This is a genomic window from Pseudomonas frederiksbergensis, assembly GCF_003732275.1.
In the GTDB taxonomy this organism is placed as follows: domain Bacteria; phylum Pseudomonadota; class Gammaproteobacteria; order Pseudomonadales; family Pseudomonadaceae; genus Aquipseudomonas; species Aquipseudomonas frederiksbergensis_H.
Window position 1 is genome coordinate 1 of sequence record NZ_MOBM01000023.1, and the last position, 25,868, is coordinate 25,868.

A 25,868-nucleotide genomic window follows, 5' to 3' on the forward strand; every position below is an offset into this window, starting at 1 on the left:
CGTAAGGCTGCTCCACTTAAGTGAACAGCATTACGAACCAGTCGGGGCGTTTTTTCGAGGATGCGGCCTCGGTTTACACCCTATTAGCGAACGCCTTCCTGACGCAAAGCTGCCGGCGTGAAGTCTGCGGTGCTGGCAGTGAAGCCGAAGTTATATGCCGACTTCTCTTCGTTCTTCATGCCCAGGGCCAGGTAGCGGCCCGATTGCAGGTCGTACAAGGTTTCTAGGGCGTACCACGGCACTTGCTTGTCGTAGTAGTTCTCGGAATGAGCCTCGGCGACACGCCACAGTTGCCCGCGACCGTCGTAGTGGTCGACCACAGCCGCCTGCCAGGTGTCTTCGTCGATGTAGAAGTCACGTTTGGCGTAGATGTGACGCTGACCTTCCTTCAGGGTCGCGACCACATGCCAGACCCGCCGCAGTTCATAACGAGCCAGGTCCTGATTGATGTGACCGGCCTTGATGATGTCGGCGTACTTCAGTTGTGGCGAATCGAGCTTGTAGCTGTCGGAGGCGATGTACATCTCTTTCTTGCCTTCGAGCTTCCAGTCATAGCGATCCGGCGCACCGTTGTACATGTCCAGGTTGTCGGAGGTACGCAGGCCATCGGCAGCGGTACCCGGCCCGTCATAGGATACTTGCGGCGCACGACGTACACGGCGTTGCCCGGCGTTGTAGACCCACGCCGAACGCGGTTCTTTAACCTGGTCGAGGGTTTCGTGTACCAGCAATACACCACCGGCCAGACGCGCCGGAGCGGTCACTTTCTGCTTGAAGTAGAACAGGATGTTGCCCGGATTTTTCGGGTCGTAATCCTTCATCTTGTCGCGGAACACGAACTGGTCCTCGAAGTACACCAGGCTGAACGAGCCGTTCGGCTGCGGCGTGGCCTGGGTTATCAGACGGGTCACACTGCCGCCGCGATAACGGGTGATATGGTTCCAGATGACTTCAACGCCACTTTTCGGAATCGGGAACGGGATCGCGGTTTCGAAGTTTTCCAGACCGTTGCCGCCGGACACCAGGTTAGTGTTGGTGGCGTTTTTCTTGATGGAGGCGAACACGTCATCCGGCACGGTGGCGCCGCGATGGGACGGGTAGACCGGCATCTTGAAGGTTTCCGGGTAGCGTTTGAACATCGCGTACTGGCCCGGCGCGAGCTTGTCCTTGTACTGGTCGACGTTCTGCGCGGTGATGGTGAACAGCGGTTTTTCACTCGCGAACGGATCAGACAGAAAACCCTTGCTGTCCACGCTACCGGCGTTTTTCGGCATGGGTTTCCAGGCCGGGATCGAGCCGTCGGCGTTACCCGCCATCTCGGCGCCCATCGGGGTCAGGCTCTTGCCCAACTTGTCCGCTTCGGCCGCAGGAACCGCCGCCATGACACCGGTTGCCAGCAGCGACAGCCCCAGAACGCCAACGTGGAACAGACTCTTTGTTATTTTCATAAATGTGTTCGTCCTGAAAATAGTGCTTAGAAGTTCACGCCGAAGCTGAGCGCAACGAAGTCGCGATCATCCACAGTGGTGTACTTGCCGTCGAAGAAGTTGGTGTACGCCAGGCTCGCGGTGTAGGTGTTCTGGTATTCGGCATCCAGACCCAGGCTCACCGCTTTACGACCTTCCTCGAAGTTGCCACCAGGGCCAGGCGAGTAACCGCTCACGTCGTGGGACCAAGCCACGTTCGGCTTGAGGTTCACACCGGCGAATACGTCGTTGTAATCCCAGATGGCACGAGCGCGATACCCCCACGAAGTGGCCGTAGTAAAGCCGTCATCTTCGCAATTGCGGCTGCGGTTATTGGTAGCAGCACCTGCGCCGGCACCGTTGATGGTGCTGGTATTGAGGATCGCCGAGCAGGTGTTGAGACCGCCGGTAGCCGGCAGTTCACCAGGCCCGTAGACCGGGTCACGGCCGTAACGGACATCGGAGCTGCTTTCCAGGCCGCCGACGTGGGTCACGCCCACTTCGCCCACCAGGGTCAGACGGCTGGCGCCCATGACCTGATCGAAGAAGTGCGTCAGGGTGGTCTGGAACTGGGTGACTTCCTTGCGGCGATAGCCGTGCAAGTCCTGGCCCGGCACGCCATCAAGCAGCGAAGCATTGGTCAGGGCGCCGCCCAACGGACGTACGCCAGCAAACAGGATATCGGTGGAATTGAGCTGCACCGGCGCGTTCGGACGGTAGCTGATTTCGCCGCTCCAAGCCGTACCGGTAGGCAGGGTGGTGGAGAAGCTCAAGCCGTAGAGGCGGATGTCTTCGGGATACTCGACGAAGTACTCGGAATTACCCGCGACCACCAGTGGCCCCAGTGCGCGGAACGCCGCCGGCAAAGCTGCCACGCCGTTGTAGATCGATTGCGGAGCTCCCGTGGCGCTGAAGATCGGCGCGCGGCTGTGGTAGTTCATGAAGTACGCGCCGAACTCGGTATCGAGCGGATCGAACATGTACTTCAAGGACGCGCCCCACTGGCCGCTGTCCCGCGCATCGCGGTCAGGACCACGACGCACCAGTACACCTTCTTCGTTGACGTCGACGCCCGCGTTGGCCAATGGGCCCAATGCGATGGCCGGAATGGTCGAGCGCTTGTTCAGCACGCGCAGGTTATTGTCGCAACCGTCGGCAATGATGTCCGGCTGGGAGAAAAAGGTGCCGCAGTTATCGACAACCGTCTGGTCCCATTCCAGCTGATAGAAGGCTTCGGCCGACAGATTGTCGGTCAGGCTCTGGGACACGTAGAACATGTTGACCGGGATCAGACCTTCCTTGACCTCGGCACCGGGACGACGGAATGCGGACACGTCGATCGGGTTGATCGAGTTGATGCCGCCGCCGATGAAGGTACTTTCACCCCAGCTCACAACCTGCTTGCCCAGGCGCACGGAACCCGGCTGATCGGCAATGGAGTAGTTGTGGTAGACGAAGGCGTCGAGGATCTGGCCGCCGGAGGACTTGGCGCCTTCCTTGCGGTTGCTGTCGCTGATGTCCTTGAACTCACGGCTTTCATCCTTGAGTTCGAAGTCGTACCAGTATTTGCCCCGGACGAAGACACCGGTGTCGCCATATTTCAATTCAAGGTCATGGATGCCCTTGAAGATCTTCGAAAAGGTTTCGCCGCTCTTGAAGTTGGCGTGACCGTCATCGGACGTCTGGGACAGGCCGTGGCCCCCGTTATTGACGCCGATGAGGTTCTTGTTCGGGCTCTGAGTAGACCAACTGGCGCCGATCGACAGGGATGAGTCGAATTGACCTTCGATCTCACCGACGTTGAAACTGACGCCGAATGCAGGCCCGGCGAGCGAAGAGGCAAGACTGACCGCCAGGGGCAGTTTCGCCCGGCGCCAGAACTGGTTTACTGATGTCATCGACGCTACTCCATGTGCATTATTGTTATGGCTGAGTACTTTTAAAAACGTTGTGGGTGACCGGAAGCCAAGTGGTCCGAAGTCACTCCAAAGTTGCATCGCCCCGTTTTGTGCGCGCTCCGTTCTTAAAAATCCTTGAGCGGACTATAGCCAGCAGGTAGTAGTGCTTGATCCCTCTAAAGTGTGATTTGCAGCTGCCGGCCACTCTGGAACAGTCCTTTCGCCAGTCCGACACATGTCGGCACGGCAAGGATGGCTGAAAATTTGGATTTAACAAGCCAAGCGCTTGCTTGGTGGGGCTGGCGTGCCCTTTCGGGCACGCCAGATGACGCTTAAAGCGTCGAGAGGAAGGTGCTGTTGTTGGCCTGCCATTCGGTGATGTCGACGCGGATGCGCTTCTTGTCGAGCTTACCGACGCTGGTCTTGGGAATTTCAGTAACAACGGCTATCTGGCTCGGAATGGCCCACTTGCTCAGGTGCCCCTGTTCAACGAACGGTTTGAGGTGTTCCTTGAGTTCCCTGGCCCCGATCTCATGCCCGTCGCGGACCACCAGCAGCGCGAACGGTCGCTCGCCCCACTGCGGATCGGCGATGCCCACCACTGCTACTTCACGTACCGCAGGGTGGCGACTGATCAGGTCTTCCAGGTCCAGAGAGGAGATCCACTCGCCACCGGTCTTGATCACGTCCTTGATCCGGTCGCGAATGTCGATCACGCCCATGCTGTCCAGCGTCGCCACGTCGCCGGTATGCAGCCAGCCCCCCGCCCAGAGCTCGGCGCCCTTCTGCGGCTCGTTGAAATAGCCCTCGGTGAGCCACGGCGCACGCAGCACCAGTTCGCCCTGGGTCTCGCCATCGGCAGGCAGGAAGTTGCCGTCGGTGTCGACGATCGCCGCCTCGACCAACGGCCCTGGCACACCCGCCTTGATCCGGTAGGTGGTGCGTTCGTCTTCGGTGCCGGCCATCAACTCATCGTTGAGGTGCGCGCACGAGACCAATGGCCCGGTTTCCGACATGCCGTAAGCGGCGGTCAACTGAATGCCCTTGGCCTTGGCCGCTTCGTACAGCGCACGGTTCAGCGCACTGCCGCCGATGACGATTTTCCAGCCACCGAAATCGATGTTTTGCGCCGCCTTGGCATTGAGGACCATTTGCAGGATGGTCGGCACGCAGTGGGAAAAACTCACCTTCTCCTTGCTCCACAACTCCACCAGATATTCGGGGTCGTAGCGGCCGGGATAGACCTGCTTGAGCCCGAGCATGGTCGCCACATACGGCAAGCCCCAGGCATGCACATGGAACATTGGGGTAATCGGCATGTACACGTCGTTGGTACCCAGCAAGCGCACGCTGTCGATGGAACCCATGATGGTCGACACACCCATGGTGTGCAGCACCAATTGCCGGTGGGTGAAATACACGCCCTTGGGGTTACCGGTGGTGCCGGTGGTATAGAACGTGGTGGCGACCGAGTTTTCGTCGAAGTCCTCGAAGTCGTACTGCGTACTCGCGGCCGCCAGCAATTGCTCGTACTCGCCGATGAGGTTCGGCAGGTCGGCGGTTTTTTCCGGCAAGTCGGTCAGCAGCAGGGTTTTCTCCACCGTGGTCAGGTGCCCGGCAATTGCCTTGTACAGCCCGACGAACTCGCTGTTGACCAGCACGAAGCGGTCCTCGGCGTGGTTCATGGTGTAGAGAATCTGTTCCGGCGACAGACGCACGTTGATGGTGTGGATTACCGCACCAATCATCGGGATGGCAAACATGCATTCCAGGTAACGATGGCTGTCCCAGTCCATCACCGCCACGGTATCCCCGGCCTTCACGCCGGCCGCCGTCAGCACGTTGGCCAGGCGCGCGACCCGCTCGATCAGGGTCGGATAGCTATAGCGCAATTGATCGCGGTAGATGATCTCGCGGGTTTTTTCGTAACGGGCGCCGGACATCAGCAGCCGTTTAATCAACAGCGGATACTGGTAAGCGCCCTCGGCTGGGGGGATAACGCGAGTCTGCAACATAAGAGTCCCTTTTCTGACTGCACGGTCTTGGCTTTTAAAGCTAAGCACTCTAGAGCCCTTGAACGCCAGCCAAATCAGCCAAAGGGATGATTTGCACAGCCGTACAAATGCTAGCTTTGCGCCAGCATTTGCAGGAATTCGTCAGCCATTACGCCGTTTTTCCTACGACAGTCTCGGATGGCGTTCGAGGGAAAACCACTGCAGCTACGAAGGTCAACGCTGCAAAACCCGCCAATATCAGGTAAAGGCCTACAAAACCTTGGCGCGGTTCGACGAACGAAATCAGCGGAATCGCGCTAGCACTGGCACCGAACGATAAACAGTAACGCAGCGCGAAGACTCGGGATTGCCATTGCGGTGCGACGAAGTTAGCGACCATCGCATCATTCACCGTGACCTGGCCAAACACCACGAACATGAACGCCGCGCCCAGCGCTATCACAGCCCAGCCGTCGACATAGGCCAACCCGAACAACAGCGGCGCCTGGCACAGCGTCAACACGATGAACGGCCATTTCAGACTGAAACGATGCAAGACCCGGCCGATGCTCAACTGTGCCACGGCGCCGAAGGCATACGCCAGGCTGACCACGACACCAAGGATTTGCGGCGAAGCAAACAAATCGTGCAGGCGTTCCTGAAACAGTTTCGGGTAGGTCATGGTCGTGGCGTTGAACACCACACCGCCGGTCGCGGTAGCCAAGGCCAGTACGCCGAAAACCATGACCATGGAAATCCGCTGGCCAGCCGCACCTTTGAGCGGTGTGTGAGGACGCTTCGGGATGGGTTCTTCACGCACCTGAAGCGCGAAACCAATGCCCAGCACAATCGCCACCACACCCGGCAAAATGAACGCCGAGCGCCAGCCGAGCTGCGTCACTAGCAACCCGGTGATCAGCGCCGAAAACGCCACACCGAGGTTGCCCCACATGCCGTTGATACCGATTTCCCGGCCCCGATTCTGCGCGTACGCCACCAGCATCGCTGTGCCCACCGGGTGATAGATCGCGGCGAAAACCCCGATCAGCGTCAGGCCGAGTACCAGCATCGGTGCGCTGCTGCTCAAGCCGGTAAAGATCGCCGAGGCGCCAATGCCGAAAAAAAACACCAGCATCATTTTCCGTCGGCTCCAGTGATCCCCCAGCCAACCGGCCGGCAGCGAGCAGCCGCCAAAGGCAATGAAACCGCCGAGGGACAGGCCGATCAGCGCGGCATAGTCCAGCGCAAAGGCTTGGGTCATGCCGAGAATGGCGGCTGGAAAAATGAGCATGAACATGTGATCGATCACATGGGCTGCGTTGATGTAGCGGAGGACATTTCTGGACTGGTTCATCGCGGCACGCTTTACGTTGTAGTGAGCGGCTTATGCTAAGTTGGCGAAAAAGCGTATTCCTGACAATAAAGTCATTGGATCTGACATGTTAATCAGCCATTTCCTGCACGGGCCGGTCAGCGCCTATCCGCGAGATTACGTGGACGGTGCTCACCAGGAATTGCATCAACACCGCGAAGCGCAGTTGCTGTACGCCGTTCGCGGCACCATGCGAGTGGTCACGGCGCAAGGTGCCTGGGTCATTCCGCCGACCCGAGCCGTGTGGATTCCGCCATGGGTGGCACATGAGATTTTCATGTCGGGCGAGGTACACATGCGTTCGCTGTTCATTGCCGCCGAACTGTCGCCGCCAACGCTGCAGCAGTGCTGCGTGCTGGCCGTCACGCCGTTGCTGCGCGAGCTGATCCTGCGCGCGGTGCAAGGTCCGCAACACGCGGAAAATTCATTGATTCAGAGGTTGATGCTGGAAGAGATCGCCAGCCTGGAAAACCTTCCGCTACACATTCCAATGCCCGAGGACCGACGCCTGCTGGGCATCTGCCTGGTGCTGCTGCGCGCACCGGACCATTCCAATACCCTGGAAGACTGGGCACAGCAAGTCGGCGCCAGCTCTCGAACCTTGGCGCGGTTGTTCCAGCAACAACTGAAGATGAATTTCAATGCCTGGCGCCAGCAACTGCGCCTGATGGAAGCCCTGCCGCGCCTGCTCGCCGGAGAAAGCGTGCAGAGCGTGGCGTGTGATCTGGGCTATGGCAGCGCTCGGGCGTTTAGCGCGATGTTTCGCCGCTTACTCGGGGAAAACCCTCGGGAATACCTGAACGCGTTGAACAAATTGAGCGAGCTCAATCCCCCGTAGGCGTTCAGCGCGATCAGTGCATCTCGGTGAACGCGAGTTTCACGCCGATGGCGATCAGCACCGCGCCCATGGTCCGGTCGAACCAGTGGCCCATGCGGGCGAAACCGGCGCGCACGCGTTGCTGGCTGAACAGCATCGCCACCAGGCAGAACCAGATCGCCGTCGCCGCTGCCAGATAAATCCCGTAGCCGGCCTGTACCGCCAGTGGCGTGTGCGGGTTGATCACCACGGTGAACAGCGACAGGAAGAACAGCGTGGCTTTCGGGTTCAGGCCATTGGTCACGAATCCTGAAGTGAAGGCGCCTCGTGCGGTGCGTTCGCCAGCCTCCTGATGCAGGTCATCAGCCACCGGTTTGGCCGGTTGCGCGCGCAAGGCCTTGAAGCCGATGTACAGCAGATACGCGGCGGCGGCCCATTTCAAGGCGTTGAACAGCACGATCGACTGAGACACGATCAGCCCGATACCCAACAGCGAATAGCCGACGTGCAGGAAAATCGCCGAGCCTACACCCAGCGCCGTCCAGGTCCCGGCGCGGCGACCGTGGGTCACGCTCTCACGCACCACCACGGCGAAATCCGGGCCGGGGCTGGCGACGGCCAGCAGGTGAATCAGGGCAACGGTCAAAAACTCTGTCCAGTACATGGGGGCTCCTTTTTGGGCAGGCTTATCAATAAAAAACTCTGAGGCCGACTTCACCTCTGTGCCGACTCTCAAATCTGTGGCATCCGCCAAACATGTGGCGAGGGGGCTTGTCGGAACGCCGCATCGCCCCGTTCGGCTGCGAAGCAGTCGCAAAACCGGATGATGCGTTCTGCCTGACGAAACAATGTCGCCTGGTTTGGGGCCGCTTCGCGACCCAACGGGGGCAAGCAAGCCCCCTCGCCACAGCAAGCTCCCTCGCCACAGGTTTGTGCCAGGCCAGACAATGAGTAACAGTTTATTTCATCTGGTAGGCTCGGCAGATTACGCCTTCAGTTCAATGCACAAAAGGTACAGTTGATGACGAACTCTCGCCGCGCCGTTTTCCTCGACCATCCATCTCTGGACCTCGGCGATCTCGATCTCAACCCGCTACGCGAGTGCTTCAGCGACTTGCAGCTGTTTGCACAAACCACGCCTGAACAGGTGATCGAACGCCTCAAGGGCGCCACTGTCGCCATCAGCAACAAAATCCTGATCGATGCGGCGGCCATGGCGGCCAGCCCCGAGTTGAAGCTGATCCTGATCACCGCCACCGGCACCAACAACGTCGACCTTGCTGCCGCACGCGCTCATGGAATTACCGTTTGCAACTGCCAGGGTTACGGCACGCCGTCGGTGGCTCAGCACACGATCATGTTGTTGCTGAACCTGGCGACGCGCCTGGCCGATTATCAGAAGGCGGTTGCCGAAGGTCGCTGGCAACAAGCGAAACAGTTCTGCCTGCTGGATTACCCGATTGTCGAGCTGGAAGGTAAAACCCTCGGCCTGCTCGGCCACGGTGAACTGGGCAGTGCCGTGGCGCGGTTGGCCGAGGCGTTCGGCATGCGCGTATTGCTGGGGCAGACTCCGGGGCGCCCCGCCCGGCCGGATCGCTTGCCGCTGAATGAACTGCTGCCGCAAATCGACGCCCTGACCCTGCACTGCCCGCTCAACGAACACACCCGCCACTTTATCGGCGCCCGCGAACTGGCCTCGATGAAACCCGGTGCTTTTGTGGTCAACACCGCGCGCGGCGGTTTGATTGACGAGCAAGCATTGGCCGACGCCCTGCGCAACGGTCACCTGGGCGGTGCGGCTACCGACGTGTTGAGCGTCGAACCTCCCTCCACGGGCAATCCGCTGCTGGCCCAGGATATTCCACGGTTGATCGTCACCCCGCACAACGCCTGGGGCAGTCGCGAGGCGCGGCAGCGAATCGTTGGCCAATTGACCGAAAACGCCCAAGGCTACTTCAGCGGTCAAGCGCTGCGGGTCGTCAGTTGATAAACTGCGGCACTTTTTTCCAGGAGCAGAGTATGGATCCGCGCAGTGAAGTACTGCTTCGTCAGGCCGAGTTATTCCAGGGTTCGGTGCTGCTGGCCGGTTTGCCCGCCGATGATTTGCTGGGCCGACTGCCAGATGCCCACGGCTGGTGCTGGCATGCTGGCGATCAAGCGGCGCTGGACGCCCGTTTCACCGAGCGCAGCCATTTCGGCGTGAATGCGCCCGAGCGCGAGTTCGACAGCGCCGTGGTGTTTCTGCCCAAGTCCAAAGACCTGACCGACTACATCCTCAACGCCCTCGCCTCTCGTTTGGCCGGCCGTGAGTTGTATTTGGTGGGCGAAAAGCGCAGCGGTATCGAAGGCGCAGCCAAGCAGTTGAACCCCTTCGGCAAACCCCGCAAGCTCGACAGCGCACGTCATTGCCAGCTCTGGCAGGTCACCGTGGCCAATGCACCAGAAGCCAAGTCGCTGGAAAGCCTGGCCCAGGAATATGAACTGCCGTTGGCTGAAGGCCCATTGAAAGTCATCAGTCTGCCGGGCGTGTTCAGCCACGGTCGCCTGGATCGCGGCAGCGCCCTGTTGCTGGAACATCTGGACAAATTGCCCAGCGGCCATTTGCTGGACTTTGGTTGCGGCGCGGGTGTGTTGGGGGCGGCGGTCAAGCGGCGTTATCCGCACAACCAAGTCACCCTGCTTGATGTGGACGCGTTTGCCGCGGCCAGCAGTCGCCTGACCCTGGCCGCCAACGGCCTGGACGCGGAGGTGATGACCGGTGACGGCATCGATGCCGCGCCCATGGGTTTGAGCGCGATTCTGAGCAATCCACCGTTCCATGTCGGCGTACACACCGACTACTTCGCCACCGAGAACTTGCTGCGAAAAGCGGCTAAACATCTGAAAAACGGCGGCGAACTTCGACTGGTAGCGAACAGCTTCCTGAAGTATCAACCGCTGATCGAAGAGCACTTGGGCGTGTGTGCAATCAAGGCTGAAGGACAGGGTTTCCGAATCTACCGGGCCAAACGCGGCTGAAAACACTTTCGAAAAAGAGGGCTTGCCCAATCGGATTTGCCTAGGCAGAATCCGCTCCGTCCTAGGGGAGTAGTCTCCCACGAGCGCCATGCTCGTCCGGCATACGTCAACATACTTGGTCCTCAGACCATGGCGTATGCGACCCAAGCGTCCGCATCAGACGGATCGCAGGGTTTGACAAGACCTATGACACGAACACCTTACCCGGGGCGGGAAGGCTGTACGTGTCATAGCCGTGTCGACCCGCCCCTTAGGAAAACCCTGATGATGCTGGACTCTCTACTCGTTCCCACCGCAATCGTTGCCTTGGCCGAAATTGGCGACAAGACGCAACTGCTCGCGCTCATTCTCGCTGCCCGCTTTCGCAAACCCTGGCCAATCATCGCCGGCATCGTCGCCGCGACCCTGGCCAACCACGCGGCAGCCGGTGCGGTAGGTGCCTGGTTCGGCAGTTTCTTCTCGAATGCGACGTTGCATTGGATCCTCGCCGCGAGCTTCACCGCCACGGCCCTGTGGACGCTGGTGCCGGACAAAATGGACGAAGACGAAGCCAGCACCGCCCGCAAATTCGGGCCGTTCCTGACTACGCTGATTGCGTTCTTCCTCGCGGAAATGGGCGACAAGACCCAAGTCGCCACCGTGATGCTTGCCGCGCAATACCCGGACCTATGGCTGGTGATCATCGGCACCACCGTCGGGATGTTGATTGCCAACGTGCCGGTGGTACTGGCAGGTAACTTTGCGGCGGACAAACTGCCCTTGACCCTGATCCGTCGCCTGGCGGCATCGGCGTTCCTGATCCTGGCGATTGTCGCGGTGTACAAGGCGATGCAGAGCAGTGGGTGGGTTTGATGCCGTAAGTCATTAGACCGTGTCATCGTTCATCGCGAGCAGGCTCGCTCCCACAGTTGATCGCATTCCAATGTGGGAGCGAGCCTGCTCGCGATGGCGTCAGCAGCCTAAACACATGGCTCAGGATTTCGGTGCTTTCTCGTACAACGGCATCACCTTCGGAATCGCTGCCTGCAAGGCAGCAATCCGACTGGCCGACGCCGGGTGAGTGCTCAAGAACTCTGGCGGCGCGCCATTCGAGGCTTTGCTCATTTTGTTCCACAGGGTGATCGCGGCGTTCGGGTTGTACCCGGCGCGGGCGGCCAATTCGAGACCAATCAAGTCGGCCTCGTTTTCATTGCCGCGACTGTTGGGCAAGGTCATGCCGTATTTCGCCACGGTGTCCGCCAGGGCCAGGCCGCCCTCGCCCAGGCCGAACAACGCACCAGCACCCTGCTTGGCCATTTCGATACCGTAGGCCTTGGACATCGCTTCGCGACCGTGCTCGCGCAAGGCGTGAGCGATTTCATGACCGATGATGGCGGCGATTTCGTCGTCGGTGAGTTGCAGAGTGTCGATCAGCCCGCTGTAGAAAATGATCTTGCCGCCAGGCCCGCAGGAGGCATTCAGCTCGTCGCTCTTGATCAGGTTCACTTCCCATTGCCACTGGGCCGAATCCGGACGGAACACCGGCGCTTGGGCAATCAGCCGCCTGGAGATCGCCTGAACACGCTTGGCATCGTTACTGGTTTTGTCCAGCACGCCTTTGCTGCTCGCCTCACCGACGGTCTTTTGATAAGACTGGGCGTACATCTGATTGACCTCGGAGGTCGACAACATGCTGAACATGTATTGCTTGCGCTCAATGCCCACGGCGCCACCGCTGGTGGTATTGACCGACTGACAACCGGCGAGCAGCAAACCTGCGCTCAGTGCACCCAAAACCAATGTCTTATTCATCAAGAAGCTCCCTGGAAACATGCCGCGTATCCTAGGTGGGGATTTGTATCGGCGCCAGATACAACGGACGTGTAGCACGTACATTTCAGACAAAGCCCTTATCACCGTAGGATAAAATTCACATAACAGCACCCGCCACGGCCGATCACGGTCGGCAATGATTCATTTACGACATCCAACACTCCAAAACAGCCAATTCGTCATGCGTCATTCATGACCCTCCGCCACCCTGCCGATACAGCACCGCAGACGTCCTCTTGCGTGCGGAGCACCCATGAAATTCAAGTCGATCCAGTTTTCCGTTGCCGCCCTGGCCGGCGCCATTGTGCTCAGCGTCGTTGCGGCTCTGGTGCTGTATGCGTTGTTTTCCGGCGCGCGGACCCAAGACATGGTTCAGGAACGGACTCAGGCGCAGTTCGAGCAAGTCATCGAACAGCGTCTGACCTCATTGGCACAAACCCAGGTCAGCCAGATCCAGCGCGAACTCGAAGCACCGCTGCTGATTGCCGGCGGGCTGGTGCGGGTGAACGCGTTGATCGGTACCCCGGGCGCCGATGGTCAGCCACAGTTGAGCCTGAGCCGTGAGCAACTGATCAGCCTGATCAAGGAGAACGTTGCCCGGAACCCGAAAATTCTCGGCACCTACATCGGTTGGGAAAAAAACGCTCTCGACCACAATGATGCGGCCTACGTCGACACCCCAGTGGTCGGCATCGACGCCAGCAACGGGCGCTTCCTGCCGTGGTGGTTCCGCAATGAAGACGGCAGCCTGGGCCTGGACAAACTGGTGGACGTCGACGACCAGAAAACCCTGTCCACCGGCGTGCGCGCCAGCGAGTACTACCTGTGCTCGAAAGAAACCAAAAAATCCTGCGTGATCGATCCGGCGCCCTACAAGGTCGGCGACAAGATCGTCATGCTCGCTTCTTTCATTGAACCGATCATGCTCAATGGCGCGTTCCAGGGCATCGTCGGCGCCGACCTGTCGGTGAACTTCATCCAGGAAATGCTTCTGGGGGCGAATCAGAAACTGTACAGCGGCGCCGGGGAAATGGCCCTGATCGGCGGTAACGGCCGGATCGTCGCCTACACCAAAGACCCGAGCAAATTCGGCGAAAAGGTCAGCGACATTCTCGACAGCAAACAGATTGCCAATATGGCCAATCTCAAGCGCGGCGAAGTGACTTACAGCGTCGACAAGGCCCAGGGCCGGATCGAGTTGTACTTGCCCTTCGGCATTGGCCAGACCGATGCCCGCTGGACCTTGATGCTGCAATTGCCGCTGAACGCGGTGATGGCCGATCTGCAAAAACTTCAGGGTGATCTGGACGCGCAGCGCAAATCCGACACCTTTGGCATGGCCATGGTCGGCCTGTTGATCGCTGGTATCGGTTTGTTGGTGATCTGGCTGGTGGGCCACGGCATTGCTCGGCCACTCAAGCAAATGGTCGCGATGCTCGACGACATCGCTCAGGGCGAAGGCGACCTGACCCGTCGACTGACCAGCGACCGCGCCGACGAATTGGGCTCGATCGCCAAAGGCTTCAACACCTTTCTCGCCAAGTTGCAGGCGATGATCACGCAGGTAGTGACGTCGGTGCAGAGCGTTAGCGACTCATCGGAACACACCGCCGACATCGCCATTCGCACCAACATCGGCGTGCATAAACAAATGGCCGAGATCGATCAGGTCGCGACCGCCGTGCATGAAATGACCGCCACCGCCCAGGATGTCGCGCGCAATGCCACCCAGGCCGCGCAAGCTGCCAGCCATGCGGATCAGGCAGCGGCGCAGGGTATGCAAATCGTCCGGGATACGTCGAATTCAATTGGTGTTTTGGCGGTGGAAATCGGCAAAGCCGTCGGCGTGGTGCAGACCCTGGCCAAGGACAGCGAAAACATCAATGCGATCCTGACGGCCATTCGCGGCATCGCCGAGCAGACCAATCTATTGGCCTTGAATGCGGCCATCGAAGCCGCCCGTGCCGGTGAGCAGGGTCGTGGGTTTGCAGTGGTGGCCGATGAAGTGCGCAACCTGGCGCAGAAAACCCAGAAGGCCACTGAAGAAATCCAGACCATGATCCAGCATCTGCAGCAAGGCACCCGCGATGTGGTGCGGGTCATGGAAGACAGCCAGAACCGCACCGATGAAAGCGTGCAACACGCGGCGAAAGCGGCCGAGGCGCTGGAAACCATTACGCAAGCGGTGTCGGTGATCAACGACATGAACACCCAGATCGCCAGCGCGGCCGAGGAACAGAGCGCGGTGGCCGACGACATCAATCGTAATGTGATCAACATCGGGCAAGTGGCCAATGAAGTGGCCGGCGGCGCAGATGAATCGAGCGCGGCCAGTGCAGATTTGACCAAGTTGGCGGAACAGCAACGGCGGTTGATCAATCAGTTCAAGGTTTAACAATTGCGGGCAGGTCCTGCGGACCTTATCGCGAGCAGGCTCGCTCCCACAGGTGATATTTGGGAACACATTATTTGTGAACACCTGAGATCAAATGTGGGAGCGAGCCTGCTCGCGATGAAGCCAGCTCAGGCGCCTCATCAACCCGGCGTCAAACACTCCGGCCCATTGAGCTTCGGATCATTCACCAGGTTCGCCAGCACCCGCTCACGCAACGCCGCGGGCTCACTGGCCAGCAACGCCTGCAAGGCATGCAACGGCGTTTCGGGGTTGAGCCAGGCTTCCTGCCCCGCCGCATCTAGAATCAGCGGTCGACGCTGACTCGAAGCCGGCTGGGTGATCACCGCCGTACTCAACCACACCTGCTCCTGCACCGGATACGCTTCCCAGATCGCCGCGAAGAACAGCGCCGAACCCTCCCCCGGGGTCAGCCAGTACGGACGTTTGCGGGTGGTGCCGCGCCATTCGTAGAAACCATTGGCCGGCAGCAGACAGCGGCGCAGACGCAAGGCTTCGCGAAACATCGGTTGTTCGGCAACGGTTTCGGCGCGGGCATGGGCCGGGGTGCGGGACAGGTCGGTCAGCCACGGCGGCGTCAGGCCCCAGCGGGCGCGGGCCAACTCACGTTGCCCGTCTGCGCCGGCACGCAGCATCAACACCGAATCGTTGGGGGAGATATTCCACTGGGCCTGCTGATCGGCGGGGAATCCGGGCAGGGCCGCGAAAGCGGGGTTCCAGCGAAACAGGGCATAACGTCCACACATGGGGCAATACGACTCTTGATCAAACGAACGTCAGCCTAACAGACCAGCGTGCCGGGAAAACTGTCCGGTTCATCGCCGGGCAGCGGCAGCGCGGCATTGTACGCGGTGATCAGCTCCCGGGCGTATTCGGCCTGATCGTTATCGACCGATAAGCCCAGCAGGCCGAATATCGGCAACTCCCCGGTGCCGCCGACCAAATCACGCCCAACCAGATGCGCCTCGATGCCCTCACTGGCGAGCATGCCTTGCAGCAATTCGCCCTCCATCAGATTTTCCGGTTCGTAGATGCGCTGCATAAACCCTCACTCGTTTTCGCTGTGAACTTCGAGCAACCATTCATGACCGTCAGTCTGCAACACAAAAGTAATGGGACGGCAACACACAGGACAATCTTCGATATAGGTCTGATCGCCGCCGGACAAGTCCAGAACAGCCTCACACTCTTCACCGCAATACGGGCATTCATAGCGCTCGGTTTCCAGCATCGCGGTCTCCCAGGTGACTTGTGCGTATAATCGCCGGTCTATTTGCAGGGCTATTTTCGTCTGACTACCTTTTCAGACCGTGCCCCGTTGGTTTTCGATCAAAACCTTTACTTACCCTAGCCGTTTCTAACAAGAGAGCATGATGGGCGAATTCGATGCCATCCGACCTTACGACGACAGCGAAGTCCCGGCAGTGCTGAACCGGCTGCTCGGCGACAAGGCGTTTCTAGATATCCTCATCCACTTCCGCTTCCCGCGCTATGCCGGTGCCTTCGGCTGGATGCTCAAACCTCTTATAGCGCATCGGCTGCGCCGTGAGTTCGCCGGCATCACGTCGGTGGCCACCTTGCAGGACAAAGTCGAGTTTTACGTCGACCACACCATCGAGCGTGCCACGGACGGGGTGACCTACACCGGCGTGGAACAATTCAAGTCCGGCAGCGCCTACCTGTTCATCGCCAACCACCGCGACATCGTGATGGACCCGGCTTTCGTCAACTACGCCGTGTACCACGCCGGCCTGCCGACCCCGCGCATCGCCATTGGCGACAACTTGCTGCAAAAGCCTTTTGTCAGCGATTTGATGCGCCTGAACAAGAGCTTCATCGTTCACCGTTCGATCACCGGTCGCCGGGAAAAAATGGCGGCCTATCAGCTGTTGTCAGCGTACATCAACCACTCGATCCGTAACGACTGCGCCTCGATCTGGATCGCCCAGGCTGAGGGCCGGGCCAAGGACGGCGACGACCGTACCGAGTCGGCGATCCTCAAGATGTTCCACATGAGCCGCAAGGACGAGCCGTTCGGCGAAGTCATTCGCTCGCTGAACCTCACCCCGGTGTCGATCAGTTACGAATACGACCCGTGCGACCAGGCCAAGGCCCGCGAGCTGTACATCCGCGCCACCACCGGCAGCTACACCAAGGCGCCGGGCGAGGACGACGTCAGCATCGCCAAAGGCATCACCGGTTACAAAGGCCGGGTCCACGTGAACTTCGCCGCGCCGATCACCGAACTGTTCGAAGACACCAAGCAATTGGCGATCGAAATGGACAAGCAGATCCTCAGCGGTTACCGGTTGTTCCCGGCGCACTACCTGGCGTATGCGCAGTGGAAAGACGCCGACCCGCAACTGCAGGTGCCGAAAGCGGCCGAGGTGTTTGCGGCTGACGAACTGGCCAAGGCCCAGGAAGAATGGCAACGCCGGCTGGATGCCTGCCCTGAGGAGCATCGTCCGTTTCTGGTGCTGCAATATGCGACGCCGGTGCGCAATCAGTATCGGGTCAAGGCCGGGTTGCCGCTGTAAGGCAATGGCTGGATACGACAACGGCGCCTTCGGGCGCCGTTTCTTTATGCAAGATCAAAAGATCGCAGCCTTCGGCAGCTCCTACATTGACCGAGTACACCCGATATCCCACATGTATGCGCAATCCCCCGTAGGAGCTGCCGCAGGCTGCGATCTTTTGATTTTCAGACGCGAGTGCTGATCCACGACACCAGCAACGCCATCCCGAGGCAGGCAAACCCGAAGCGGTAGAAAAACCGGTTCATGCGCAGGGTCGCCCAATCCAGCGTTGGCTCTTCACTGGGACGACTTTGGCGCTGCGCCTCGATACTGGCCATGGCGCGCTGTTCGCGACGGCGGGTGGCGTGCAGCAACCAGCCGCCCGGGAAGGCGAACAGCAAGGCCAGCAAGTTGATCAATTTGGCGGGATGAGAAGTAAGAAGCGAAATCAATTGCAGCGACATCACAAACCTCAGGCTAACCGGTGTAGCAGACGCCGGACCGACGACCACGGCGCGGATTCTACCGAAAGCGCTCCGACCTGCCCCGGCTTTCCGACAAATAACGAAACCATTTAGCCGATTACAGTCCTGTGTCACGACGCCGTCATCTGAATCCGCCAGTCTGTCGCCCCTCGAAACCGACACGGACCCCGTCATGCTCCACGCCGAAAACCAGGACCGCCTCTACCTCATTGCCCAAAGCGACGAACAACAAACCTTAGTCGGCAGCCTCGCCTTCAACGTACAGGACCGGCATTGGCTGGTGTATTGCGCGCTGGGCGGGCATCAACATGCGGACTTGCCGGAGACGGATTTGCTGACGGGGGTGAGTGTTCTGGATTTTTATTCGGAGGCGGCTTGAGCGTCCTACAAACACAGTGATTGAAAGGGAAGATTCCGACAGGTTTTGAAGGTTGTCGCTCGGAAATGGGGTGGATAGGCTTTGGGGGTCGCTGCACATCAGCGACCGGGCGTCGCAGTCCGTTCAGTTCAGCTCATTTGGTGCATAATCGCCGGCCCAAACCGGAGCGCTTCAGTGCTAGTCGTTTGGTTTGATGGTGGCTGTGCGCGGGATACCTTCGGGTATGCCGGGTTTCCGAATGGCTCGGTCTGCGACCCCGCGTACAGCTGCCTCCTTCAATCGCGTCGCAGCGATCATGGCAGCGAAACCTTTCATTCGGAGCATCACCATGTTCAAAGAAACACCGAATCCCCCTGAAACCGACGACGCCTCCCCCTACGAATCCCTCGATTCAAAAAAACTCCACGACGCCGCTAACCGCGCGCTCAATCACTACCTCAACCCCTCCGCCCTCAAATCCCCCGTGGCCCGCAAGCCGAGCACGATGTATATGATCGCGCCGGATATCAAAGACGAAGACCTGTTGGCCCACACCTGTGAATCGTTGGCCCAGGCCAGTGTGATGGCAAGTGATTTTGCGGGGTATCTGGAAGGGCCGCATCGGCACACGGCGATGGCGATTCAGCAGATCGTCATGCTGGCAGAACTGGCGGTGAACCGGATGCTGGATAACATGGGCGTACCAAAACCCGCGCCACACAGCTGATCCCCCTGTGGGAGCGGGCTTGCTCGCGAAGGCTTTCTTGCATTCAACATTTCAGTCACCTGACACACCGCCTTCGCGAGCAAGCCCGCTCCCACAATGGATCTACGAGCATAAAAAAACCCGGTGCCATCACTGACACCGGGTTCCTTAAACAAGCCGCAAACCGTTACTCGGCAAGCACCTGACCAATCGTCGGATCCTTGAACAAGCGGGTCAACGCGTCACTCAACACATCACTGACCAGCTTGGTATTGGTTTCCTGATTCGGCGCCATGCCAAAACGCTGATCCAGCGACGCACCGTAGCGACCGCTGTAACGGCGGTTGGCATTCTGCACATCCGAACGGAACGTCGCGCCAATCGTTGCCTCAGTCACATACAGGCCTTCCTTGGGCGACTGATACTTCAGCTCGGCCAGGGTCACGGTCAATTGCGGTGCATTCAGCGCATTGGCCGTCGGGGTAAAGCCCAGCAAGCGCACGGCCGCTTCAGCCTGAGCCTGCAGCTTCGGCAGAATCTGCGCGCCCTGCACGGTGATCGCACTGGTCTCCGGATACAGACCGCCACGGGTCCCCAATGTTGGCGATGGACGACCGTCCACCACACGCACCACCACTGGCTGGCCTCGGCCGACCGGCGCCAGCTGAGCTGTCAGCTTGGGCTCCGGGTTCAGTTGTTGCGGGCTGTGGGCGCAGCCGACGAGGGTCAAACTGGTCACAGTGATCAAACCGAACAACAGGCGTTGCAACATGCTCTTCTCTCCAGAATCAGGTACAAACAGGCCTGCAGTATAGCGGTGCGCCACTGCGGCGAACTAGCTTCGCACAACGATTACTGAAATCTCTGACAAACCCGGTGCAGCGCGGTTCCTGTCACACATCTGTCACCGACCTTACACATGTACGTCATCGCTCACTGGCAACCTGCACAGCAGTCACCCCACAGGTACGTTGCCATGCGTTTTCTCATCTCCCTGTTCGCGCCACGCCCACTGCATCGCAGCTTTGCCCTGCTCGACCGCAATGGTCTCTGCCAGGCATTCAAACAGTGCAGCCTGCAGCCCATGGGCGATGGCTGGGTCGAAATCGAAGAAATCCGCCTCAACTGGCTGCACCATCCCCTGCCCGCCAGCGCCCGTGTCAGCCAGCGCCAGCCACGTGCGCGAGCACAACAACTGTTGACCACCTGACCGGACGCCTAATAAAAGTCATTAAACACGACCATTTTCCTGCGTTTCTTAGATACAATCTCCCCCCGATTATAAGGACGTCTCCTGATCGGGCCTCGCAGCATCGTCAATGCCTCGGTATTGACACCCCCGCACCGCCCACAGAGAGCCGCCCACACAGATCGAGTGAAGCTGGCGCGCTTGCTGTTCCCTAAGCAAAAACACCACTTTTCGCGAATCTGCAGAGCTGTCATTACGCTCGGTTACTGAGCTGTTTGCCCGTTTTGCTTGTCATGTATCCCATGACGGCAATCCATCCGGGCACGGTGCCAGGCTGGGACAGCCCTTTTTTGAGGTTCACGTCTTCAAAAGAGCGTGAAAAAAACGGGTTTTCACAACTTCACAAGAGTGTGGCGAGCAAATGAATAGTTTTGCGTCTGAACATGCACCATTAGCGTCTACAACAGCCCAACGACACAGGACCGAGTATTCCTCGAACACCGGAGCCTGAAGCCTGTCCGCTACGGATTTGGTTGCACAAACGGATGTCTCGACCATAAGTCGAATTGCCAGCCGTGTGCCGAAATGAGTTCATGTGACTCTTGAGGCCAGGCCGCATGCATCCGTCGAAGTTGCAAAAAATTGCGAAGATTCGGACATGGCGATCCTGGCCATGGGTACCTGGGGCATCACTGATACGCCCCGTCACTCCTGGCAGCTATGCCGACAATTTGGTGCTGCAGATTTTGGAGACGCGTTAAATGGCGCATAACGAAGCAGTCGACGTAGTACTGGTTGGGGCCGGCATCATGAGTGCCACCCTTGCTGTGCTGCTCAAAGAGCTCGACCCCGCGATCAAGCTGGAAGTCGTCGAGCTGATGGATTCCGGTGCCGCGGAGAGTTCCAATCCGTGGAACAACGCCGGTACCGGTCACGCCGGGCTGTGTGAGCTGAACTACACGCCACAGGCCGCCGACGGCACCGTCGACATCAAGAAAGCCGTGCATATCAACACCCAGTTCGAGGTGTCGAAGCAGTTCTGGTCCTACCTGACCAAGAAAGGCACGTTCGGCTCGTGCAAGTCGTTCATCACCCCGGTGCCGCACCTGAGCTTCGTGCAGGGCGACGACGGCGTCTCCTTCCTCAAGGAACGTTTCAAGACGCTGAGCAAGCACCACGCCTTCTCGGACATGGAATACACCGAAGACAAGGCCACCATGGCCGAGTGGATGCCGTTGATGATGCCGGGTCGCCCGGCTGACGAAGTCGTCGCCGCCACCCGCGTGATGAACGGCACCGACGTCAACTTCGGCGCCCTGACCAACCAATTGCTCAAGCACCTGACCAGCGCACCTGATGCCCAGGTCAAGTACTGCAAGCGTGTGACGGGCCTGAAGCGTAACAACGGTGGCTGGACTGTCAGCATCAAGGACGTCAACAGCGGTAACACCCGTGACGTCGATGCGAAGTTCGTGTTCCTTGGCGCCGGCGGTGCTGCACTGCCACTGTTGCAAGCGTCGGGCATCGAAGAAAGCAAAGGCTTCGGCGGTTTCCCGATCAGCGGCCAATGGCTGCGTTGCGACAACCCGGAAGTGGTCAAGCACCACCAGGCCAAGGTCTACAGCCAGGCCGCGGTAGGTTCGCCACCGATGTCCGTGCCGCACCTGGACACCCGCGTGGTCGATGGCAAGAAGTCCCTGCTGTTCGGGCCTTACGCCGGTTTCACCACCAAGTTCCTCAAGCACGGTTCATTCATGGACCTGCCGATGTCGGTCCGCGCCGGCAACATCGGCCCGATGCTGGCCGTGGCCAAAAACAACATGGACCTGACCAAGTACCTGGTCAGCGAAGTGATGCAGTCGATGGAGCAGCGCCTGGAATCCCTGCGTCGCTTTTATCCACAGGCAAAAGCCGAGGACTGGCGCCTGGAAGTGGCCGGCCAACGGGTGCAGATCATCAAGAAAGATCCGAAGAAAGGCGGCGTCCTGCAGTTCGGTACCGAACTGGTCGCGGCCAAGGACGGTTCCCTTGCCGCCCTGCTCGGCGCGTCCCCAGGCGCTTCGGTGACTGTTTCGATCATGCTTGAGCTGATCGAAAAATGCTTCCCGAACAAAGCGTCCGGTGAATGGGCTGCCAAACTGGCGGAAATCTTCCCGGCTCGGGAAAAAGTTCTGGAAACCGACGCTGCGCTGTATCGCAAGATCAATGCGCACAACAACGTCGCGCTGGAACTGGTTGAAGCCAGTAACGAGACTGAAAGCTACGCTTGATTCGGCCTAAAAAAACGCCCCGTCCTCATTGAGGGCGGGGCTTTTTTATGTGCCGCTGAAAAGATCGCAGCCTCGCTACGCTCGACAGCTCCTACAGGTATGAGCGAACTATTTGTAGGAGCTGTCGAGCGTAGCGAGGCTGCGATCTTTTGATCTTAACCGCGGGCCTTGTTGATCAGCTCGATGTACTCGGCGGCGTTGCGCTGATCCTTGATCAGGGCAACGAAGTCATTGCCGTGCTCATCCTTGCCATCCAGGTCCAGGCCGGCTTCAACAAAGAACGTCAGAAAACGCTCGAAGTCATCAATGCGCAGGCCACGGTACGCCTTGATCAGTTTGTGCAGCGACGGTGAAGTGGCGTCGACCGGCTCGAAATCGAGGAACAGCTTGATCTGCGCATCGCCGATCTCGTCACCAATCACTTGCTTCTTATCTTTACGCATTGCCGACTCCAGCTCGCAGACATTTCACAGGGCGGGCAGTTTACCCCTGCGCAGGCGCCAGGCTCAACGCGCACGAACGCTACCTGTGTGCAGATCGGCCCAGATATGGCCGTTGGCGTAGCTGAGGAACTGGCAATACACCGTGTCATTGCGCAACAGGTCGATCACCACCCGGTATTGGGCCAGCGGGTAATAGAGGGTCAAGGTTTTGCTTTTTTCGTCGTAGATCGGCTTTTTCAGGCTTTTGCTTTCGCCATCGAAGTTGACCAGCACCTGGCCGATGGTTGCGCCCTTGTTCAAGGATTTGCCCTTGAGGCGGATCAGCAATGGCGATGTGACTGGGATCGGCTGTTGGTTGGACTGGCGCTGGCTACCGATCACCACCGAATACTCGGTGATCTGCAACAGTTGCTGCTGCTCGGGTTCGGCGTCACGCAGGGTCAGGTCGTCCGGGGGCAAAAACTGCGCGTGCATCGGCGACGGGGCGGCGGCCAGGGGCAGGCTGACGGTCAGCAACAGGGCGGCGCAGCTGCGGATCAAAAGGCTCATGGATGGCTCCGGGGGCGGGGCCGAGCACTCTAGCATGAGGATCTACCCGGCGAATAACCGATCCCGGTCAATACTCTGGAAGACAAGGCTGGGCATACTGAAAGAGCTTTCAGCCCCATTTCGACAGTGCATCCTCTATTGTGGAGTACCCATGTCATTCTCCATGCCTCCGTTATTCGCCGCCTGGCGTCAGACCTGGCGCGCAGGTTATAGCCTCAGACGCTTGCGCGGCGATATCAGTGCCGGGGTGACGGTCGGGATTATCGCCATCCCTCTGGCCATGGCCCTGGCGATTGCGGTGGGGGTAGCGCCCCAGCAAGGTCTGTATACGGTGCTGATCGCCGCCCCGCTGATCGCCCTGACGGGAGGCTCGCGCTTCAATGTCAGCGGGCCAACAGCCGCATTCGTGGTGATACTGCTGCCGATCACCCAACAATATGGTCTGGGTGGTCTGCTGCTCTGCACCATGCTTGCCGGGGCAATCCTGATTGCCTTGGGGCTGATTCGGGCCGGACGGCTGATTCAGTACATCCCTTATCCAGTCACTCTGGGCTTTACCGCCGGGATAGGCATTGTCATCGCCACCCTTCAATTAAAGGATTTGCTGGGCCTGAGTACCACCGGGCATGCCGAACATTACATCGAGCAATTGGCTGGGCTGCTCCAGGCGTTACCCAGCGCTCGCCTGGGAGACGGGATCATCGGTGTGATGTGCCTGGCGGTGCTGATCGTCTGGCCGCGCTTTGTGCCGAGGATTCCGGGGCACCTGGTGGCGCTGGCCGTCGGCGCATTGCTGGGGCTGGCACTGGAACGCGGCGGGTTACCGATTGCGACGCTGGGGGAACGCTTCAGCTATATCGTCGATGGTGTCAGCCATCCCGGCATTCCGCCGTTTCTGCCGAGCTTCGACTGGCCGTGGAATCTGCCGGGGCCCTACGGCCAGCCGCTGCACCTGTCTTACGACCTGATCCGCCAATTAATGGCGCCAGCCTTTGCCATCGCCATGCTCGGTGCCATCGAATCGTTGTTGTGCGCCGTGGTGGCCGACGGCATGACGGGCAGCAAACACGACCCTAACGCCGAACTTCTGGGTCAAGGCCTGGGCAATCTGGTCGCACCGCTGTTCGGCGGCATTACCGCCACCGCGGCAATCGCCCGCAGCGCCACCAACGTGCGCAGCGGAGCGTTTTCGCCATTGGCGGCGATTATCCACAGTGCGGTGGTGTTGCTGGCGATACTTGCCCTCGCGCCCCTGTTCAGCTACTTGCCGATGGCGGCGCTGGCGGCATTGCTGGTGATGGTGGCGTGGAACATGAGCGAAGCCCGGCACGTCGTGCATACCTTGCGCATCGCACCGCGCAGCGATGTGCTGGTCTTGTTGACCTGCCTGAGCCTGACGGTGCTGTTCGACATGGTGCTGGCCGTCGCCGTCGGCCTGCTGCTGGCCGCCGGGTTGTTCATCAAACGCATGAGCGACCTCACGGACACCGCCGAACTGCCTCGCGAGTTCCATCAAGCCTTACAGGATATGCCGGAGCATGTGCGTTGCTATGCGATACGCGGGCCGCTGTTTTTCGGCGCTGCGGAAAAAGCCCTGGGCGTACTGCGCAAATTCAGCCCGGAGGTCAAAGTGGTGATTGTCGAGATGAGTGCCGTGCCCATGCTGGACATGACGGCGTTGGCGGCCTTCGACAATATCCTCAGGGATTACCGCACCGACGGCATCGGCCTGATTCTGGTCGGAACCGCTCCACGGGTACGCCTGAAACTCAGGCGCGCGGGCATCCATCGGGAACAGCGACAGTTGGCCTACGTGAATAATCTGGAACAGGCTCGACGCAAAAGCGAACGCTGGCTCGCCGGACAGGGCTGAGCGCGCAGTTCAGACAAACTGCGCACGCATCCCGATGTGAGGCCTTGCATTCAAGCCTCAACGTGCCTGGCGGCCGATCGCCCCCCCAGACAGTCATCCTGTTTACATGCCTTTAACGGCAAAGATCCCGTTGGCGTTACGCCAGTAGCCTTTGTAGTCCATGCCGTAACCGAAGATGTAACGGTCGATGCACGGCAGGCCGACGAAATCGGCTTTCAGGTCGGGGCGAGCCTTACGTTCGTGGTCCTTGTCGATCAGCACGGCGGTATGCACGGCGCGGGCGCCGGCGTGTTTGCAGAAGTCGATGATCGCGCCCAGGGTGTGACCTTCATCGAGGATGTCGTCGATGATCAGTACGTCACGGTCGATGAACGAGACTTCCGGCTTGGCTTTCCAGAACAGGTCGCCGCCGCTGGTTTCGTTGCGATAACGGGTGGCGTGCAGATAGGACGCTTCCAGCGGGAAGTTCAGATGCGTCAGCAGCTTGCCGGAGAAAATCAGCCCGCCGTTCATCACGCAGAACACCACCGGGTTGCGTTCAGCCAGCTGATCGTTGATTTGTGCACCGACGCGGGCGATGGCCGCCTCGACTTCAGCTTCGGTGTACAGGCAGTCAGCCTCTCGCATGATTTGACGGATATGCTCGAGATCAGCGGACATGGCGCTCTCCTGGGGGGTGGTAACGGGGG

Annotated in this window: 25 protein-coding genes, 1 pseudogene and 1 riboswitch; of the genes and pseudogenes, 12 read left to right on the top strand and 14 right to left on the bottom strand. The window is 59.5% G+C overall.

Going from position 1 to position 25,868, the window contains the following annotated elements; translation table 11 throughout:
• Positions 1 to 83: 83 nt before the first annotated feature.
• The 4 genes from BK662_RS18235 to BK662_RS18250 form a co-directional block, all read right to left on the bottom strand.
• Positions 84 to 1,448 (bottom strand): DUF1329 domain-containing protein, encoded by a 1,365-nt coding sequence (locus BK662_RS18235; protein ID WP_123359194.1) that lies wholly within the window; start codon positions 1,446 to 1,448, stop codon positions 84 to 86.
• A 26-nt stretch (positions 1,449 to 1,474) separates the two neighbouring features.
• Positions 1,475 to 3,364 carry a DUF1302 domain-containing protein gene (locus BK662_RS18240; RefSeq protein WP_123359195.1) on the bottom strand — a complete coding sequence of 630 codons (1,890 nt, stop codon included), beginning with the start codon at positions 3,362 to 3,364 and terminating at the stop codon, positions 1,475 to 1,477.
• 332 nt (positions 3,365 to 3,696) lie between these two features.
• Entirely contained in the window at positions 3,697 to 5,379 is a 1,683-nt protein-coding gene (locus BK662_RS18245; protein ID WP_123359196.1) for a fatty acid--CoA ligase, read from the bottom strand.
• Positions 5,380 to 5,527: 148 nt separating this feature from the next.
• Positions 5,528 to 6,712 carry an MFS transporter gene (locus BK662_RS18250; protein WP_123359197.1) on the bottom strand — a complete coding sequence of 395 codons (1,185 nt, stop codon included), beginning with the start codon at positions 6,710 to 6,712 and terminating at the stop codon, positions 5,528 to 5,530.
• A gap of 85 nt (positions 6,713 to 6,797) precedes the next feature.
• Here BK662_RS18250 and BK662_RS18255 point away from each other — a divergent pair, with 85 nt between their 5' ends.
• Entirely contained in the window at positions 6,798 to 7,568 is a 771-nt protein-coding gene (locus BK662_RS18255; RefSeq protein ID WP_123359198.1) for an AraC family transcriptional regulator, read from the top strand.
• Positions 7,569 to 7,581: 13 nt separating this feature from the next.
• Here the strand turns inward: BK662_RS18255 and BK662_RS18260 are convergent, their stop codons facing one another.
• On the bottom strand, positions 7,582 to 8,211 hold the full coding sequence (locus tag BK662_RS18260; protein WP_123359199.1) for a LysE family translocator: 630 nt from the start codon (positions 8,209 to 8,211) through the stop codon (positions 7,582 to 7,584).
• A gap of 357 nt (positions 8,212 to 8,568) precedes the next feature.
• On the opposite strand from BK662_RS18260, the gene BK662_RS18265 reads away from it, so the two are divergent.
• The 3 genes from BK662_RS18265 (at position 8,569) to BK662_RS18275 (ending at position 11,417) form a co-directional block, all read left to right on the top strand.
• Positions 8,569 to 9,534, top strand: a complete 966-nt coding sequence (locus BK662_RS18265; protein WP_123359200.1) for a 2-hydroxyacid dehydrogenase — start codon at positions 8,569 to 8,571, stop codon at positions 9,532 to 9,534.
• Between the two features lie 32 nt (positions 9,535 to 9,566).
• The gene (locus tag BK662_RS18270) at positions 9,567 to 10,565 is read left to right on the top strand and encodes a methyltransferase (protein ID WP_123359201.1); all 999 of its coding nucleotides are present in this window, start codon (positions 9,567 to 9,569) and stop codon (positions 10,563 to 10,565) included.
• A 51-nt stretch (positions 10,566 to 10,616) separates the two neighbouring features.
• Positions 10,617 to 10,741: riboswitch (yybP-ykoY riboswitch) on the top strand.
• Positions 10,742 to 10,832: 91 nt separating this feature from the next.
• Positions 10,833 to 11,417: a TMEM165/GDT1 family protein gene (locus BK662_RS18275; protein ID WP_123359248.1), complete on the top strand. Its 585-nt coding sequence runs from the start codon at positions 10,833 to 10,835 to the stop codon at positions 11,415 to 11,417.
• Positions 11,418 to 11,537: 120 nt separating this feature from the next.
• Here BK662_RS18275 and BK662_RS18280 read toward each other — a convergent pair whose 3' ends face one another.
• Positions 11,538 to 12,356 (bottom strand): M48 family metallopeptidase, encoded by an 819-nt coding sequence (locus BK662_RS18280; RefSeq protein ID WP_123359202.1) that lies wholly within the window; start codon positions 12,354 to 12,356, stop codon positions 11,538 to 11,540.
• A 1,363-nt stretch (positions 12,357 to 13,719) separates the two neighbouring features.
• Between BK662_RS18280 and BK662_RS35895 the strand changes: the two are divergent.
• Together BK662_RS35895 and BK662_RS35900 are read left to right on the top strand one after the other, a co-directional pair.
• Positions 13,720 to 13,917 (top strand): annotated as a pseudogene (locus tag BK662_RS35895) (HAMP domain-containing protein); the annotation flags it as partial.
• 111 nt (positions 13,918 to 14,028) lie between these two features.
• Positions 14,029 to 14,772, top strand: coding sequence for a methyl-accepting chemotaxis protein (locus BK662_RS35900; protein WP_375539007.1), 744 nt, complete (start codon positions 14,029 to 14,031; stop codon positions 14,770 to 14,772).
• A 140-nt stretch (positions 14,773 to 14,912) separates the two neighbouring features.
• Here the strand turns inward: BK662_RS35900 and BK662_RS18290 are convergent, their stop codons facing one another.
• The 3 genes from BK662_RS18290 to BK662_RS18300 are packed head-to-tail and all read right to left on the bottom strand — an operon-like array spanning position 14,913 to position 16,021.
• Positions 14,913 to 15,536 (bottom strand): SOS response-associated peptidase, encoded by a 624-nt coding sequence (locus BK662_RS18290; RefSeq protein ID WP_038981601.1) that lies wholly within the window; start codon positions 15,534 to 15,536, stop codon positions 14,913 to 14,915.
• Between the two features lie 35 nt (positions 15,537 to 15,571).
• A complete protein-coding gene (locus BK662_RS18295; RefSeq protein WP_123359204.1) occupies positions 15,572 to 15,832 on the bottom strand; it encodes a putative signal transducing protein in 261 nt (86 codons plus the stop codon).
• A gap of 6 nt (positions 15,833 to 15,838) precedes the next feature.
• A complete protein-coding gene (locus BK662_RS18300) occupies positions 15,839 to 16,021 on the bottom strand; it encodes a CPXCG motif-containing cysteine-rich protein (protein WP_123359205.1) in 183 nt (60 codons plus the stop codon).
• Between the two features lie 142 nt (positions 16,022 to 16,163).
• Between BK662_RS18300 and BK662_RS18305 the strand changes: the two genes are divergently transcribed.
• The gene (locus BK662_RS18305; RefSeq protein WP_185047153.1) at positions 16,164 to 17,327 is read left to right on the top strand and encodes a 1-acyl-sn-glycerol-3-phosphate acyltransferase; all 1,164 of its coding nucleotides are present in this window, start codon (positions 16,164 to 16,166) and stop codon (positions 17,325 to 17,327) included.
• Positions 17,328 to 17,491: 164 nt separating this feature from the next.
• Here BK662_RS18305 and BK662_RS18310 read toward each other — a convergent pair whose 3' ends face one another.
• Positions 17,492 to 17,770: a hypothetical protein gene (locus BK662_RS18310; protein WP_038981598.1), complete on the bottom strand. Its 279-nt coding sequence runs from the start codon at positions 17,768 to 17,770 to the stop codon at positions 17,492 to 17,494.
• 193 nt (positions 17,771 to 17,963) lie between these two features.
• Here BK662_RS18310 and BK662_RS18315 point away from each other — a divergent pair, with 193 nt between their 5' ends.
• Positions 17,964 to 18,170 (top strand): hypothetical protein, encoded by a 207-nt coding sequence (locus BK662_RS18315; protein WP_007939788.1) that lies wholly within the window; start codon positions 17,964 to 17,966, stop codon positions 18,168 to 18,170.
• Between the two features lie 328 nt (positions 18,171 to 18,498).
• On the top strand, positions 18,499 to 18,876 hold the full coding sequence (locus BK662_RS18320) for a DUF6124 family protein (protein WP_123359249.1): 378 nt from the start codon (positions 18,499 to 18,501) through the stop codon (positions 18,874 to 18,876).
• Positions 18,877 to 19,042: 166 nt separating this feature from the next.
• On the opposite strand, the gene BK662_RS18325 is transcribed toward BK662_RS18320, so the two are convergent.
• On the bottom strand, positions 19,043 to 19,627 hold the full coding sequence (locus BK662_RS18325; RefSeq protein WP_007905851.1) for a YajG family lipoprotein: 585 nt from the start codon (positions 19,625 to 19,627) through the stop codon (positions 19,043 to 19,045).
• A 204-nt stretch (positions 19,628 to 19,831) separates the two neighbouring features.
• On the opposite strand from BK662_RS18325, the gene BK662_RS18330 reads away from it, so the two are divergent.
• Both BK662_RS18330 and mqo read left to right on the top strand, forming a co-directional pair.
• Positions 19,832 to 20,065, top strand: a complete 234-nt coding sequence (locus BK662_RS18330; protein WP_123359207.1) for a hypothetical protein — start codon at positions 19,832 to 19,834, stop codon at positions 20,063 to 20,065.
• A 740-nt stretch (positions 20,066 to 20,805) separates the two neighbouring features.
• Positions 20,806 to 22,314 carry a malate dehydrogenase (quinone) gene (gene mqo / locus BK662_RS18335; protein WP_123359208.1) on the top strand — a complete coding sequence of 503 codons (1,509 nt, stop codon included), beginning with the start codon at positions 20,806 to 20,808 and terminating at the stop codon, positions 22,312 to 22,314.
• A gap of 155 nt (positions 22,315 to 22,469) precedes the next feature.
• Here the strand turns inward: mqo and BK662_RS18340 are convergent, their stop codons facing one another.
• Positions 22,470 to 22,757: a PA4642 family protein gene (locus BK662_RS18340; protein WP_123359209.1), complete on the bottom strand. Its 288-nt coding sequence runs from the start codon at positions 22,755 to 22,757 to the stop codon at positions 22,470 to 22,472.
• 63 nt (positions 22,758 to 22,820) lie between these two features.
• A complete protein-coding gene (locus tag BK662_RS18345; RefSeq protein WP_123359210.1) occupies positions 22,821 to 23,306 on the bottom strand; it encodes a hypothetical protein in 486 nt (161 codons plus the stop codon).
• Positions 23,307 to 23,457: 151 nt separating this feature from the next.
• On the opposite strand from BK662_RS18345, the gene dauA reads away from it, so the two are divergent.
• A complete protein-coding gene (gene dauA / locus BK662_RS18350) occupies positions 23,458 to 25,179 on the top strand; it encodes a C4-dicarboxylic acid transporter DauA (RefSeq protein ID WP_123359211.1) in 1,722 nt (573 codons plus the stop codon).
• Positions 25,180 to 25,281: 102 nt separating this feature from the next.
• Here dauA and BK662_RS18355 read toward each other — a convergent pair whose 3' ends face one another.
• Positions 25,282 to 25,839, bottom strand: coding sequence for a hypoxanthine-guanine phosphoribosyltransferase (locus tag BK662_RS18355; RefSeq protein ID WP_123359212.1), 558 nt, complete (start codon positions 25,837 to 25,839; stop codon positions 25,282 to 25,284).
• Positions 25,840 to 25,868 lie beyond the last annotated feature (29 nt).

Coding starts and splice junctions, on each gene's coding strand:
- BK662_RS18235 (WP_123359194.1), bottom strand. CDS start 1,448: ATGAAAATAACAAAGAGTCTGTTCCACGTTGGCGTTCTGGGGCTGTCG.
- BK662_RS18240 (WP_123359195.1), bottom strand. CDS start 3,364: ATGACATCAGTAAACCAGTTCTGGCGCCGGGCGAAACTGCCCCTGGCG.
- BK662_RS18245 (WP_123359196.1), bottom strand. CDS start 5,379: ATGTTGCAGACTCGCGTTATCCCCCCAGCCGAGGGCGCTTACCAGTAT.
- BK662_RS18250 (WP_123359197.1), bottom strand. CDS start 6,712: ATGAACCAGTCCAGAAATGTCCTCCGCTACATCAACGCAGCCCATGTG.
- BK662_RS18255 (WP_123359198.1), top strand. CDS start 6,798: ATGTTAATCAGCCATTTCCTGCACGGGCCGGTCAGCGCCTATCCGCGA.
- BK662_RS18260 (WP_123359199.1), bottom strand. CDS start 8,211: ATGTACTGGACAGAGTTTTTGACCGTTGCCCTGATTCACCTGCTGGCC.
- BK662_RS18265 (WP_123359200.1), top strand. CDS start 8,569: ATGACGAACTCTCGCCGCGCCGTTTTCCTCGACCATCCATCTCTGGAC.
- BK662_RS18270 (WP_123359201.1), top strand. CDS start 9,567: ATGGATCCGCGCAGTGAAGTACTGCTTCGTCAGGCCGAGTTATTCCAG.
- BK662_RS18275 (WP_123359248.1), top strand. CDS start 10,833: ATGCTGGACTCTCTACTCGTTCCCACCGCAATCGTTGCCTTGGCCGAA.
- BK662_RS18280 (WP_123359202.1), bottom strand. CDS start 12,356: ATGAATAAGACATTGGTTTTGGGTGCACTGAGCGCAGGTTTGCTGCTC.
- BK662_RS35900 (WP_375539007.1), top strand. CDS start 14,029: ATGGCCGAGATCGATCAGGTCGCGACCGCCGTGCATGAAATGACCGCC.
- BK662_RS18290 (WP_038981601.1), bottom strand. CDS start 15,536: ATGTGTGGACGTTATGCCCTGTTTCGCTGGAACCCCGCTTTCGCGGCC.
- BK662_RS18295 (WP_123359204.1), bottom strand. CDS start 15,832: ATGCAGCGCATCTACGAACCGGAAAATCTGATGGAGGGCGAATTGCTG.
- BK662_RS18300 (WP_123359205.1), bottom strand. CDS start 16,021: ATGCTGGAAACCGAGCGCTATGAATGCCCGTATTGCGGTGAAGAGTGT.
- BK662_RS18305 (WP_185047153.1), top strand. CDS start 16,164: ATGGGCGAATTCGATGCCATCCGACCTTACGACGACAGCGAAGTCCCG.
- BK662_RS18310 (WP_038981598.1), bottom strand. CDS start 17,770: ATGTCGCTGCAATTGATTTCGCTTCTTACTTCTCATCCCGCCAAATTG.
- BK662_RS18315 (WP_007939788.1), top strand. CDS start 17,964: ATGCTCCACGCCGAAAACCAGGACCGCCTCTACCTCATTGCCCAAAGC.
- BK662_RS18320 (WP_123359249.1), top strand. CDS start 18,499: ATGTTCAAAGAAACACCGAATCCCCCTGAAACCGACGACGCCTCCCCC.
- BK662_RS18325 (WP_007905851.1), bottom strand. CDS start 19,627: ATGTTGCAACGCCTGTTGTTCGGTTTGATCACTGTGACCAGTTTGACC.
- BK662_RS18330 (WP_123359207.1), top strand. CDS start 19,832: ATGCGTTTTCTCATCTCCCTGTTCGCGCCACGCCCACTGCATCGCAGC.
- mqo (WP_123359208.1), top strand. CDS start 20,806: ATGGCGCATAACGAAGCAGTCGACGTAGTACTGGTTGGGGCCGGCATC.
- BK662_RS18340 (WP_123359209.1), bottom strand. CDS start 22,757: ATGCGTAAAGATAAGAAGCAAGTGATTGGTGACGAGATCGGCGATGCG.
- BK662_RS18345 (WP_123359210.1), bottom strand. CDS start 23,306: ATGAGCCTTTTGATCCGCAGCTGCGCCGCCCTGTTGCTGACCGTCAGC.
- dauA (WP_123359211.1), top strand. CDS start 23,458: ATGTCATTCTCCATGCCTCCGTTATTCGCCGCCTGGCGTCAGACCTGG.
- BK662_RS18355 (WP_123359212.1), bottom strand. CDS start 25,839: ATGTCCGCTGATCTCGAGCATATCCGTCAAATCATGCGAGAGGCTGAC.